The sequence below is a fragment of the Polaribacter dokdonensis genome, from assembly GCF_024362345.1.
GTDB lineage: Bacteria > Bacteroidota > Bacteroidia > Flavobacteriales > Flavobacteriaceae > Polaribacter > Polaribacter dokdonensis.
In genome coordinates this window covers 651,252-664,702 of record NZ_CP101505.1, presented here as the reverse complement: position 1 = coordinate 664,702, position 13,451 = coordinate 651,252, and the positions used below count along the sequence as shown (strand labels likewise).

The window sequence follows — 13,451 nt, the reverse complement described above, 5'->3', positions numbered from 1 at the left end:
CCAAGTAAACACAGAAATTATGAAAAAAATAATAATATTAATAGCATTTGTATTAGCACCAATGTTTTCTAATGCACAATCTATCTTTGATAGTTTAGAAAATTTAGATGATGTAGATATGGTTGTTGTAACCAAAGACGCTTTTGAGTTGTTAAATAAGTTTAAACCAAAAGATGCAAAAGTAGAAGGTAATGATGTTATGGAAGCCTTTGAAATGTTAAATGAATTGAAAGAATTTAAAATGTTCTCTACAGATAATTTATCAATTGCAAATAAAATGGAAACTATGGTAAATTCAGCAATCAAAAATTCTAATCTTACACAGTTAATGCGTATTAAAGAAGATGATTCTAGAATTAAAATATACGTAAAGGCAACTAAGAATAAAGATTTTGTAAGTGAAGTTCTTATGTTTGTAAAAGGTATAGATAAGAAAACAAATGGAATGTCTGAAGCTATGGTTTTATCTTTAACAGGTAACATAGACATTAATAAAATGTCTGCTTATACAGATAAAATTGTAAAGGAAAACAAGTAAACACAATCATATAAGTTGGGTTTAAAAGCCCAACTTTTTAATTTAAAAATATTCAAATGAAAAAATTAACCACAGTATTTTCTTTTCTATTAGTAGTATTACTAGTAAGTTCTTGTAAAAATGATAAATCTTTACAAACCTATTTAGTAGATACTAGTGGTAAAGAAGGTTTCTATACAGGAGATATTCCAGTAAGTTCAGTATTATCTCCAAAAGCAGATGTGTCTGAAGATGTAAAAGAAACTATGCAAAGCATAAAAAAAATAAACGTTGTTTTTTTACCTAAAACAGAAGCTAACGAAACATCTTACGAAACTGAAAAAGCCAAGTTAAAAGAAATCTTTAAAGACAATGAAGACTATAAGAGTTTAATGGCTATGAAATTAAAAGGTATGAATGTATCTGTTTTTTATTCTGGTAAAACAGAAGCAATAGATGAAATAGTAGCTTTTGGTTATGGAGACCAAAATGGAGTAGGAGTTGTACGTTTGTTAGGTGATGATATGGATCCTTCTAAAATTGTAAAAATGTTGAGTAGTGTAGAAATGGATGAAAATAGCCTTGGAAATTTAGGTAACATTTTTAACGCGAATTAATTTAGTTTTCCCCCAAAACTTAATAAAGTAAGAGAGTCAAAATTTTTAGAATTTTGGCTCTCTTCTTTTTTTGGTATACTTATTGAATTTAACTGAGCATTAACAGCTTCTACAAACAGTTTTACTATTTTTGAAGTTCCAAGAAAATGACATTTATGAAGTTTCGCAATATATTTCTTTTAAATCTCTTACTATTTAGTGTATCAATTTTAGCTCAAAGCACAACTTACAGAGCAGAGAAAGAAAAAAAGCACAATCTTATTCACACAAAATTAAGCGTAGATTTTAATTTTGATGATAAAACTATGAATGGTGAAGCATGGATAACAGCTAAACCTCATTTTTATGCAACCAATAAAATAGCTCTAGATGCAAATGCAATGCTTATTCATGAAGTATCTTTAAATAACAAAATACTTTCTTATAATTATAATGAGTATGTTTTAGAAATAGAATTGCCAAAAACATATACGAAAAAGGAAGAATTTACCATTTATATAAAATATACAGCCAGGCCAGAAAAAGTAAAAGATGAAGGTAGTAAAGCCATTACAGATGCAAAAGGTTTGTATTTTATAAATGCTGATGGCAAAGATGCTACAAAGCCAATACAAATTTGGACACAAGGAGAAACACAAGCCAATTCAGCTTGGTTTCCTACAATAGATGCTCCAAATCAAAAAATGACCCAAGAACTATTTATTACAGTGCCTAATAAATATATAACACTATCTAATGGAACATTGGTAAACCAAACTACAAAAGGTAATAATAGAACAGATTACTGGAAACAAGATAAAAAACATGCTCCTTATTTAGCCTTTATGGGTATAGGAGAATTTGCAGTTATTAAAGATAATTACAAAAATATTCCTGTAAATTATTATGTTGAGAAAGAATATGCATCTTATGCTAAAGATATTTTTGGATTAACACCAGAAATGATTGGGTTCTTCTCAGAAAAGTTAGGTGTAGATTATCCTTGGGATAAATACAGCCAAATTGTAGTTAGAGATTATGTTTCTGGAGCAATGGAAAATACAACTGCAGTTGTTCATGGTGAGCAAGCTTACCAAAAACCAGGACAATTAATAGATAATAACTTACAAGAAAATACAATAGCTCACGAAATTTTTCATCATTGGTTTGGAAATTTAGTAACCTCAGAAAGCTGGTCTAACTTAACGTTAAATGAGTCTTTTGCCAATTATGGAGAGTATTTATGGAGAGCACATAAATATGGTAAAACTGATGCTGAAATGCATTATTATGAGCAAGTAGAAGCCTATAAAAATGGCCAAAATCAAGATAAAAGTTTAGTTCGTTTTTCATATGATGAAAGAGAAGAATTATTTGATTTAGTGAGTTATAATAAAGGTGGAGCAATTTTACACATGCTTAGAACTTATTTAGGTGATGATGCATTTTTTCAAGGACTAAAAACGTATTTAGAAACATATAAATATGATACTGCAGAAGTACACCAATTACGTTTAATCTTTGAAGAAATTACAGGTCAAGATTTAAATTGGTTTTTTAATCAGTGGTATTTTGGAGCAAACCATCCTAATATCGAAATCTCTTACGATTACAATACTTTAAGAAAAACGGTTACTGTAAACATTTCTCAATTACAATCAGAAACATTTAAATTTCCTTTTGCTATTGATATTTTTGAAGGCACTAAAAGAACAAGACATACAGTGTTTGTAGAATCGAATGATGCATCTTTTACCTTCCCTTATAACAGGCAACCCAATTTAATTCAGGTAAATGCAGACAATATTTTGGTTTGTAATTTATATGAAAATAAGATTTTAAGTGAATATATTTTTCAACTGAAAAATGCAGATAATTTTGCTCATAGAAGAGAAGCATTGTTTCAAGTAGCTTCTAAACAAGATGATAAAAATGCATTTAATGCTATTGTTGATGCCTTAGATGATGATGCTTATAAAATTAGAATATTGGCTTTACAGCAGATAGATTTAATTAACAAATTTTCTAAAAAAGACGCTATTCGTAAAATTATGAGAATGGCTAATAATGACGATAAAACCTTAGTACAAGCAGAAGCTCTAAGTACATTAGGTAAGTTAACAGACCCAGAGTTAAAGCCAATTTTCGAAAAAGCTTTACAAAGCAAATCGTATTCTGTATTAGGTAAAGCTTTAGTGTCTATGTATTATATAGATCAACCTTTGGCCATTCAAAAATCTAAAGAATTACCAGATGAAGTTCGTAAAATTTTAGCAACACCTTTAACTAGGATCTTTATTGAGGCAAAAGACGAATCAGAATTGCCTTTTGTTGCAAAAAGTGTGGTTTCTGGAATGTTCTTGGCTAATGATGATGCAACCAAAGTGTTATATCAGAAAGCTTTTGATCAAATAGCTGTTAGTAATAATTCAGAGGCTATTCAGAATTTAGTAGATGATATGGTTGTAAAAGGTAAACAATACACAGGTTTTAATTTTGATAAAGTGATGATTAATCTAATGCGTAAAATGATTGATCAGCAAAAGAAAGAAAGTAAATCTAATTATTTAAGAAATATAGAAATCATAAAAACTGCAATGTCTAAACTATTGTAAGCGTTTAAGAATTTTTTGACATCCATTTTTCTGCTTGTGGCCATATTTCTTTTTTAGAATTTTTAGATTTTAATATTCTACTATGATTATAATCCTCTAAGTTACCTAGTTCTACAGCACAATACACCAACTTGTTTTTTGGGTTTTTAAAGGCATCTAAATATAACTGACAGCCTTCTTTTGGCGCAATAAAATCATCGCCTTTTGCACAGAAAGAAATGATTGGTATTCGAATTTCTTTCATTCTTGATTCATAATCAAATTGAGAGCTATCTGTAAACCTTCTTTGAATATTCCAATCAAACCACTGGTGCATGGTAAAATAAGTTTCATCGTAGTTTTTAGAACCCGCAAATTTTGCAGGTACTTTACCAATTAGCTTACATATAAGTTTGGCTCCTCTTAGTTTTATATTCTGTTTTGTGCTAATATTTGCACCAAAGGCTTGTACACCAAATAAAGAGATGCTCTTAATACGTTTTTTAAATTCAGGGTTATAAATTAAACAAATCGTGATAGAAATTCCTCCTCCACTGTGAGCTGCACAATGTAAATTTGTAATTTGTTCTTTATCAATTAAATACTTAAAAGCAGTTTTTACATCATGTTTACCTATAGCTTCAAACCTGAATTTTTGGTTTACCTTTTTACTTTCTCCATGATTTCTCCATTCTAAAAGCCAACAAGTGTAACCTAAATTTAAAAAATAATCTGTAAAACCGTTAAAGATTTCTTTATCCGAAAATGTACCATGAATTAGAAAGAGATGCTTGTCTGTAGTTTTATTGCTTGTAATTTTCCAAAGTGCAATCGTTTCAGAATCATCAGTGGTAAGATGGATTAATTCTTCTATCAAAATAATTCAGATTTCAAAGTTGAAAAACTATCTGTAATAAGATTTGCATTTTCTAAGGTTTGGTCTTCAGCCATTGGGTTTTGATAACCTACTACAAAAATACCAGCATCATTTGCGGCTTTTATACCATTATCAGAATCTTCTATTATGATACAATGTTCTTTAGCAACTTCGCTTAAAATGGCTGCCTTTTCAAATATTTCAGGATTTGGTTTAGATTCCTTTAAATCTGCACCACTAATTTTTGCCTTAAAATATTGATGAAGATGAAATCTTGTAAAAACTCTATCAATATTGATCATTGCAGAAGATGAAGCTAATACTAATGTAATTTGTTCCTTGTATAAATGTTTAATTAAATTTTCGACACCATTTACTAAATGAAGAGTAGGATCATTTTCAAAGAAATTTACATAGCGCTTTCTTTTCTCTAAAACCAAATCCTCTGGATTTAGATTTAGTTTAAAATGTTGTACTAATTTTTGAAAAGCGTTTATGGTAGAAGAACCAGTTAAGGTTTTATACAATTCGTCTGAAACGTTTACGCCAATCGAATTAAATGTTTCATAATATGCCTTTTTATGAATCTCTTCAGAGTCAATGATTACTCCATCCATATCAAAAATTACACATTTAATTTCTTTGGGTATATTCATTTAGGTTACGTGTTTTAAGACTTCAATTATATTGGCTACAATTAAGTAAAAAAATAAACAGGTTACAAACGCAATCACAATTATTGAGGCAATTCTTCTCTTAGAAGTAGGTTGTTTTAAATTCTTGATAGATCTTAAAAGACCAATTACTGAAATTATAATGGCAATTAATGATAATACTCCTATGACTGTTGTAACAATATAAAAGTTTTTGTCTGTAAACTGAGAACTTAGTACTAAAATCAACATCAATAAAGAAATAATTACAATGCTGAATTTAAATTTAATATCGGTTTTAAAATTTAATCGTTTCATTTTTAGGGGGGAAGTTTTATTCTAAATAAATTTTGCTTTCAATTCTGTATTGGGTAACATACATTGGTCTTTTTTACCAAACCATTTGTACCTGTTTTTGGCTATAAAATCATAAACATAATTCCTAATGCTTTCAGGTAGCACAAAAAACACCTGTGTTAGCCACCAAATTCCACCAAAATCTTTTGCAATTTTTAAAGCTGCAGTAGATTTTATTTCATAAGAAACATTAGGTTCATACAAAATGATAGAATCTATTTTACGAACATCAATATGTAAATGTTGGGTAACTTGTTTTCCTGTATCAGAATCTAAAGCAGCAAAAAGAAATACGTTTTTCTTATCGTGCTTAATTATAGTTAATACTGCAGAGTTGCAAAGATTGCAAATACCGTCAAACAGTACTAATTTTTTATTCTTAGGGATATTAATCATGTTCTATTTTGATTATCTGCTAATTTAGCAAAATATTATGTATTTCTTAAGTTTCTTTCTATGAGCGGTTTTTATAAAATTTTAAATTTTTTTGGCATTTTTTTGTAACATAATTTATCCTGACACGTCTTATGGTTGTATTGTTCTAGAAGAAGGCTTTTAACAAAAAATTAATAAGAGCTTCTAACAGCATTCAATACTTTAGTATAAAATTAACCAACCCATGATAAAAATAGAAAAACTGCACAAATCTTATCCAATAGGAAAAGACTCTCTACACGTTTTAAAAGGTATTGATTTACATATTAAAGAAGGCGAATTTGTATCTATTATGGGTTCTTCAGGTTCAGGTAAATCTACATTACTAAACATTGTAGGTTTATTAGACATTCATGATGAAGGTGATTATTATTTAAATGGTCAGCTAATTAAAGACATGAATGAGAAAAAAGCAGCGCTTTTAAGAAATAAATTTTTAGGATTTATTTTTCAATCATTTAATTTAATATCATATAAAACAGCATTAGAAAATGTAGCTCTACCTTTATACTACAAAGGAATGGGTAGAAAAGAACGTTTACAAGTTGCTTTAGACTATTTAGAAAAAGTTGGTTTAAAAGATTGGGCAAACCATTTACCAAACGAACTTTCTGGAGGTCAGAAACAACGTGTTGCAATTGCAAGAGCTTTGGTAACTAAGCCAAAGGTTGTTTTAGCAGATGAGCCAACTGGAGCATTAGATTCTACAACTACAGATTCTGTAATGGATTTATTAAAAGATATTAATGATGAAGGAATGACTGTTTTTGTAATTACTCACGAAGAAGAAGTAGCAGAGCAGACAAAACGAATTGTTCGTTTAAAAGATGGGGTAATTATTAGCGATGAATTCACAAAAGCATCTAAAGCAGTCTAATTATGTTTGATTTAGATAGATGGAGAGAAATTTTTCAAAGTATCAATAAAAACAGATTACGTTCTGTAATGTCTGGTTTTACAGTTGCTTTTGCAATTTTATTATTCACCTTACTTTTTGGTATTGTTAGTGGTTTAAGTAACACTTTTACAGATGCATTTGCAGATGATGCACAAAATGCCATGTTTGTAAGAGTTTGGAAAACATCAAAACCTTATAAAGGATTACAAACTGGTAGAACTATTCAGTTAAGGAATAGTGATTACAATTATATAAATGATGAATATGGAAATAAGATTCAGTATAAATCATCTAGAATCTATAAAAACTTTACCTTAAAATATAAAAATGAAGCCAGTAACTATAGTGTTATGGCTATTAATCCAGATCATCAATTTTTAGAGAAAACAATTATTAATGAAGGTAGATATGTTAATGAAAGAGATATAAAAGACAAATCTAAAGTTATTGTTATTGGTAGATTAATTAAAGAAGATTTATTTGGTCAAAAACCTGCTTTAGGAAAACGTTTAAATGTTAACGGAAGTTCTTATTTAATTATTGGAATTTTTTCTGATGAAGGAGGAGATAATGAAGAGCGTAAAGCGTTTATTCCTTTAAGTACAGCACAAATGATTTATGGTAATAATGACTATATCAGTCAGATTGCTTTAGGTTATGACCCTAAATTAAGTTTAGATGCAGCTGTTGCTTTTGGAAATCAAATGGAGCGTGATTTAAGGAATAAAATGAATATTCATCCAGATGATCAAAGTGCACTTTCTGTTCAAAACATGGCAGAAGCCAATAAAGGTGTTGGGCAGTTTATGGGTATTTTATATGCTATTGTAATATTAGTAGGTTCAGGAACTTTGGTTGCAGGTATCATAGGTATTTCTAACATTATGATTTTTGTAATAAAAGAAAGAACCAAAGAGTTTGGTATTCGTAAAGCTTTAGGGGCAAAACCATCATCTATTGTAGGTATTGTTGTTCAAGAAACAGTTTTAATAACCACACTAGCAGGTTATTTAGGATTATCTTTTGGTACATATCTATTAAGTTTAATTGGTAATAGTCTAGAAGAAGATTACTTTATTAAAGATCCAAGTGTAAGTACAGGTATTGTTATTGGAGCAACTATAGTATTAATTCTATCAGGATTAATAGCAAGTTATATACCTGCAAAAAAAGCAGCAAATATTAAACCAATTGTAGCACTAAGAGCAGACTAATTATGAAGTTTTTATTCGATTCAGATACTTGGCAAGAAATTTACGGAAGCATACGTAAAAATAAAGTGAGAACCGCAATTACTATTATTGGTGTTCTTTGGGGTATTTTTCTTTTGGTAGTTTTATTGGGAGCTGCAAGAGGAGTAGACAATGGTTTTAAAAAGATATTTGGAGACTTTGCTACCAATAGTGTTTTTGTTTGGACACAGTCTACAGATACACCTTTTAAAGGTTTTCAAGAGGGTAGAAGATTTCGTCTTAAAATGAATGATATAGAGGTATTAAAAAATGAATATCAAGATGAAATTAAATTATTAGCACCAAGAAATCAAACCAATAATTTAATTATACATGATTTTAAATCAGGTAACTTTTCTGTAAGTGGAGATTATCCTGTGTTAGATCAAATTCAAAAGAAGAAATTAATTTTTGGAAGATTTATTAACGAGAATGATATTTTATCATCAGCTAAAATAACTGTTATTTCAGAAAACATGTACAAACAACTCTTTGATAAAGGAGAAGAGCCAATAGGTGAGTACATCAAAATAAACAGTATCAATTATAAAGTGGTTGGTGTATATGGTTCATCTAATGGAATTGATTTAGATGGTGATACAGCCTTTATTCCTTTTACAACCTTTAAAAGAGTTTACAATACTGCTAATAATATAGATTGGATGGTTATTACAGCTAATCCAGGTATAGATATTGAGCAAATGGAAAGCGATGTTATTTTGACTTTAAAAAGTTTACATAATGTTCATCCAGAAGATAAAAGAGCATTTGGTTCTTTCAATTTAGGAGTTCAAATTGCCAAAGTTACTGGGTTTTTAACAGGCTTGCAGTTTATGACATGGTTTGTTGGTATTGCAACATTAATTGCAGGAGTATTTGCAATTGGTAATATCTTACTAATTACTGTAAAAGAAAGAACTCAAGAAATAGGAATTAGAAGAGCATTAGGAGCAACACCAAAAAGTATTCGTCAGCAAATTATATTAGAATCTGTTTTTCTAACCACAATTGCTGGTATGTTGGGTATAGTGTTTGGAGGCTTAATTCTGTATTTCATAGACTCAGCTTTTGGGCAAGGAGATGATGCAGCACTAATAAATCCAACTGTAAATATTCCAATAATTATTATAGCATTTGTAACATTAATAGTGTTAGGTACACTAATAGGTTTAATACCAGCACACATGGCTACAATTGTTAGACCAATAGAAGCATTAAGAGAAGAATAAAAATAATCAACTAAAATCATGAGTAAAAGAGCAAAAATAATTTTAATAGTTATAGGTGTACTATTTGTAGCAGCCTTAATTTGGTTCGGAAAAAAGAACAAAAAGAGCATTGTTGAGTACGAAACAGAAACTGCATTCAAAACTACTATAGTTAAGAAAACAGTAGCTACAGGTAAAGTAACACCTTTAGAAGAGATTGAAATTAAGCCACAAATTACAGGTATTATCGATAAAATAATGCTTTTAGAAGGTTCTAAAGTTAAAAAGGGTGATTTAATCGCGACTGTAAGAGTTGTACCTAATGAGCAATCATTAATAAGTGCAAAAGGTAGAGTTAACAATATTAAAATTAGGCTAGATAATGCTAAAGTTCAGTATGATAGAAATAAAAATCTATTTGATAAGGGTGTTATTTCTAGACAAGAATTTGAAAATATAGAGCTAACTTACGATCAAGCAAAGCAAGATTTAAAAAATGCTCAGAATGATTATTTAATCATTAAAAGAGGTTCTGCAGGTACAGGTGGTTCAGCCAACACAAACATTATGGCTCAAATTTCTGGAACTATTTTAGAAATTCCTGTTAAAGAAGGAGATCAAGTAATACAGTCTAATAATTTTAATGCAGGTACAACAATTGCTTCTATTGCAGATATGAGTAAAATGATTTTTGAAGGTAAGGTTGATGAATCTGAAGTTGGGAAACTTAAAAACGGTGCTGATATAGAAGTTTCAATTGGTGCCATAGAAGGTAAAAAATTCCCAGCAAAATTAAACTTTATAGCTCCTAAAGGAACAGAAGAAGCAGGTGCTGTTCAGTTTAAAATTAAAGCAGATGTATCTTTAGATGACAACTACTTTATTAGAGCTGGTTATAGTGCAAATGCAGATATTGTTTTAGAAAAGAAAGACAGTGTTTTATCTATAAAAGAAGCTTTATTAAAGTTCGATAATAAAACTGAAGAACCTTATGTAGAAGTTAAAACTGGTGAAGGTACTTTTGAAAGAAGAACTTTAAAGTTAGGTACATCTGATGGAGTAAACGTAGAGGTTTTAGAAGGAATTACTATAGAAGATCAAATTAAAATTTGGAACAAAACTTCTGGAGTTAAAGAAGTAGGTAACAACTAAGATTACTACACTATATAAAATAAAAAGGAACTCAATTTTGAGTTCCTTTTTTTATGCCCACAAAACAACAAAGCATTTAGAAAGTTCACCGTTTTTTGATTTTATCCAAACTAAAGGTGAAAATTTTCTAAGTTCGAATTCTTTTATTTTGTTACTAAAATTGGTATATGTAACCCATAAGACTTGTTCATGAGGTTTAATCAACCAATCTTTTTTAGAGGGAATATAAAATTTCGACTCTTTAAAATATCTTAGTTCTTTAAGGTTAATATAAAAACCTTGTATGCAATTAGTATTTAACTTCGTTAACTGAATATGCTGCTTATTATAGGGTAAAAATAACTGAGCCTTGAATAAAACCTCTTGCTTTACCTTCTCAACTTCAATGTCATATTCATCTAAATAAGGTTTACAATCATTAGAATAAATTAGAGGTAACTGTTTCTCTTTTAACTTATTTAACTTTTCAATAAGAGTATCTTTTCTATTTGGTCCAATAAAATGTTCAATCTCAGTTGAGCCAACTGTGGCATCATATAAATAAAACTTGTAAACAATCTCTAAGTGAACAGGTTTTTTGTTTTTAGTCAATAAACAATCTAGTTCTCCAAGAGTTCGTTTGTCTTTTTGAATTTGTATGTTTTCTGCTAAAATATCTATCTCTTTTATTGTTGATAAGTGATAAGATACAAAGCGTTCTACATATTTTCCTAAACGTATTTTGTCATCAATAGAAATATCAATTTTATGTGATTTAGACTCTAATTCAAATTGATGCAAACCAGATATGTCATCTCCAGTCCATAACTTAGGTGTGGCTAAATAGCCTTCGTATCTTTTCTGTATTTCTTTTGTCTTAAAATCCATTTCTAATTCGAATTTACAATTTCTATTTTGTAACTTGAAATTTCTAAAGCGTATTAAATGACAATAGAAAAATCTACGTTTCAATTCTTAAAAGATTTACGTAAAAACAACAATAGAGATTGGTTTGCCGATCATAAAGCAACTTATGAAAAAGCAAGGTTGAATGCCAAAGATGTCTTTGCAGAAGTATTAGAAAAACTAGAAGGTCATGATGAAATTGAGAAATCTAAGATGATGCGTATTTATAGGGATGTAAGATTCTCGAAAGATAAAACGCCATATAAAGCTCATTTTTCGAATTCATATTCTAGATTAGGTGCATCTTTAAGAGGAGGTTATTTTTTACAGATTAGGCCTGGAGAATCTTTTTTAGCTGGTGGTTTCTGGGAACCTAGTAAAGAAGATTTGTTTAGATTAAGAAAAGAAATTGAGCAAGATGCCTCAGAGATTAGAGATGTTTTAAGTGATAAAGAGTTTCAAAAGCATTTTGGAGATTCTTTTTATAGTTTTAGCGAATTAAAGACGGCTCCTAGAGGTTTTGATAAAGAACATAAAGATGTGGATCTTTTAAGAAAAAAAGGGTTTATAGCTATGAAGAAGTTCTCTGATAAAGAAGTATTAGATAAAAATTTCACTAAAAATGTAAACGATGGTTTTTTAGCTTTAAGACCTTTCTTTAATTTGTTTAGTGATATTCTAACAACTAATTTAAATGGTGAATCTATCATTTAAGGTTTTTATCAACCTCTCTTTTTAAAACCAAAACAGTTACAATAGTAGAAAGTGTATCTGCAATAGGAAAAGACCACCAAACACCAGCAACACCATAATATTTAGGTAAGAAGTATGCTAATGGAATTAAGAAAATTCCTTGTTTTAGTAAGGTTAGTATTAATGCAGGAATCGCTTTACCTGCTGCCTGAAAATAAGCAGATCCTATTAGTTGCATGGTTACAATTGGCGTAACCAAAAAGACAATTAACATTGCATTTGGAGTTTCGCTTAAAAGAGTGGTGTCATCTGTAAAAATAGAAATGATTTGTTCTTTAAAAATAACAATACCAATAAAGATAATTGTACCTAAAATAGACCCAAAGTAAATCGATTTTTTAATCGTTTCTTTTACGCGTTCATTTTTATTCGCACCAATATTAAAACCTGCTACAGGTAAAAATCCTTGAGAAACTCCAAGAACTGGAGATAAGGCAAACATCATTACTCTGTTAATGATTCCGAAAATTGAGATAGATATTTCTCCTCCATAAGTAAATAAAGAATAATTAAGCACAATCATTAAAATACTAATGGCTCCTTGCCTTACCACAGAAACTCCACCTAATTCTACAATTTCTCTAACTATTCTTAGATCTAGTTTAAAGTTTTTTGGAATTATTTTTAACTCACTTTTATTCGATAAGAAAAAATACAAAATATACAATCCACAACTAGCAAATGATATGGATGTAGCCAATCCTGCTCCTGTCATTCCCCAATCAAAATATTTTATAAAAATAATATCTAAAATAATATTGAGCACTGCAGGTATCATCATAGCATACATGGCAAATTTTGGTTTACCTTCTGCTCTTATTACAGGGTTACCCATCATTGCAAAGGCTAAAAATGGCACTCCATAGATTACTACAGCAAAATAGTCTGAGGCAATTGGCAAAATATCACCTTTTGCACCAAACAAATCTAAAATGGGCACACTAAAAAAGTTACCTAGTAGTACAAAAATAATGGCCAAAATAAGGGTTAAACAGATTTGGTTTCCAAAGGTTAGAAAAGCTTTCTCAGAATTTTCTGCACCTAATGCTCTAGAGATAATAGAACTACCTCCAATACCAATACCCATTCCTATAGAGGATATTAAAAAAGCAATTGGTAAAACCACTGTAATTGCAGCAATTGCTAAAACACCTATCCATTGCCCAACAAAAATGGTATCTACAATCATGTTTAAAGACATTACAAGAATCCCTATGGTTGCAGGAACTGCTTGTTTTATCAATAATTTGCTAATTTTTTCTGTACCTAATTCGTTTGCTAATTGTGCCATACT

14 protein-coding genes are annotated in these 13,451 nt (G+C 29.5%); 8 read left to right on the top strand and 6 right to left on the bottom strand.

Going from position 1 to position 13,451, the window contains the following annotated elements:
* The first annotated feature begins 19 nt into the window (after positions 1-19).
* From LPB302_RS03125 to LPB302_RS03115, 3 genes are all read left to right on the top strand, one after another.
* On the top strand, positions 20-538 hold the full coding sequence (locus tag LPB302_RS03125) for a GFO_1090 family protein (RefSeq protein ID WP_053974879.1): 519 nt from the start codon (positions 20-22) through the stop codon (positions 536-538).
* 56 nt (positions 539-594) lie between these two features.
* Complete coding sequence (locus LPB302_RS03120; RefSeq protein WP_053974878.1) at positions 595-1,134, top strand: GFO_1091 family lipoprotein; 540 nt, start codon at positions 595-597, stop codon at positions 1,132-1,134.
* 155 nt (positions 1,135-1,289) lie between these two features.
* Positions 1,290-3,728 carry a M1 family aminopeptidase gene (locus LPB302_RS03115; protein ID WP_053974877.1) on the top strand — a complete coding sequence of 813 codons (2,439 nt, stop codon included), beginning with the start codon at positions 1,290-1,292 and terminating at the stop codon, positions 3,726-3,728.
* 4 nt (positions 3,729-3,732) lie between these two features.
* Here LPB302_RS03115 and LPB302_RS03110 read toward each other — a convergent pair whose 3' ends face one another.
* The 4 genes from LPB302_RS03110 to LPB302_RS03095 are packed head-to-tail and all read right to left on the bottom strand — an operon-like array spanning position 3,733 to position 5,990.
* Entirely contained in the window at positions 3,733-4,584 is an 852-nt protein-coding gene (locus LPB302_RS03110; RefSeq protein WP_053974876.1) for an alpha/beta fold hydrolase, read from the bottom strand.
* On the bottom strand, positions 4,581-5,240 hold the full coding sequence (locus LPB302_RS03105; protein WP_053974875.1) for an HAD family hydrolase: 660 nt from the start codon (positions 5,238-5,240) through the stop codon (positions 4,581-4,583). Before LPB302_RS03105 ends, LPB302_RS03110 begins: the two co-directional genes overlap by 4 nt.
* Positions 5,241-5,555, bottom strand: coding sequence for a hypothetical protein (locus tag LPB302_RS03100; RefSeq protein ID WP_053974874.1), 315 nt, complete (start codon positions 5,553-5,555; stop codon positions 5,241-5,243). It abuts the gene before it with no gap.
* 21 nt (positions 5,556-5,576) lie between these two features.
* The gene (locus LPB302_RS03095) at positions 5,577-5,990 is read right to left on the bottom strand and encodes a thiol-disulfide oxidoreductase DCC family protein (RefSeq protein ID WP_053974873.1); all 414 of its coding nucleotides are present in this window, start codon (positions 5,988-5,990) and stop codon (positions 5,577-5,579) included.
* A 223-nt stretch (positions 5,991-6,213) separates the two neighbouring features.
* On the opposite strand from LPB302_RS03095, the gene LPB302_RS03090 reads away from it, so the two are divergent.
* From LPB302_RS03090 to LPB302_RS03075, 4 genes are read left to right on the top strand one after another with little or no spacing between them, the layout of a single operon-like run.
* Positions 6,214-6,906 carry an ABC transporter ATP-binding protein gene (locus LPB302_RS03090; protein ID WP_053974872.1) on the top strand — a complete coding sequence of 231 codons (693 nt, stop codon included), beginning with the start codon at positions 6,214-6,216 and terminating at the stop codon, positions 6,904-6,906.
* Positions 6,907-6,908: 2 nt separating this feature from the next.
* Positions 6,909-8,141 (top strand): ABC transporter permease, encoded by a 1,233-nt coding sequence (locus LPB302_RS03085; RefSeq protein ID WP_053974871.1) that lies wholly within the window; start codon positions 6,909-6,911, stop codon positions 8,139-8,141.
* 2 nt (positions 8,142-8,143) lie between these two features.
* Positions 8,144-9,388: an ABC transporter permease gene (locus LPB302_RS03080; RefSeq protein WP_053974870.1), complete on the top strand. Its 1,245-nt coding sequence runs from the start codon at positions 8,144-8,146 to the stop codon at positions 9,386-9,388.
* Between the two features lie 18 nt (positions 9,389-9,406).
* Complete coding sequence (locus LPB302_RS03075) at positions 9,407-10,519, top strand: efflux RND transporter periplasmic adaptor subunit (RefSeq protein WP_053974869.1); 1,113 nt, start codon at positions 9,407-9,409, stop codon at positions 10,517-10,519.
* A gap of 51 nt (positions 10,520-10,570) precedes the next feature.
* On the opposite strand, the gene LPB302_RS03070 is transcribed toward LPB302_RS03075, so the two are convergent.
* Entirely contained in the window at positions 10,571-11,386 is an 816-nt protein-coding gene (locus LPB302_RS03070) for a DUF1853 family protein (RefSeq protein ID WP_053974868.1), read from the bottom strand.
* A 57-nt stretch (positions 11,387-11,443) separates the two neighbouring features.
* Between LPB302_RS03070 and LPB302_RS03065 the strand changes: the two genes are divergently transcribed.
* Complete coding sequence (locus LPB302_RS03065; protein ID WP_053974867.1) at positions 11,444-12,118, top strand: DUF2461 domain-containing protein; 675 nt, start codon at positions 11,444-11,446, stop codon at positions 12,116-12,118.
* Here LPB302_RS03065 and LPB302_RS03060 read toward each other — a convergent pair.
* Positions 12,111-13,448 carry an MATE family efflux transporter gene (locus LPB302_RS03060; RefSeq protein WP_053974866.1) on the bottom strand — a complete coding sequence of 446 codons (1,338 nt, stop codon included), beginning with the start codon at positions 13,446-13,448 and terminating at the stop codon, positions 12,111-12,113. The two genes, LPB302_RS03065 and LPB302_RS03060, sit on opposite strands and share 8 nt — an antisense overlap.
* Positions 13,449-13,451: the final 3 nt, after the last annotated feature.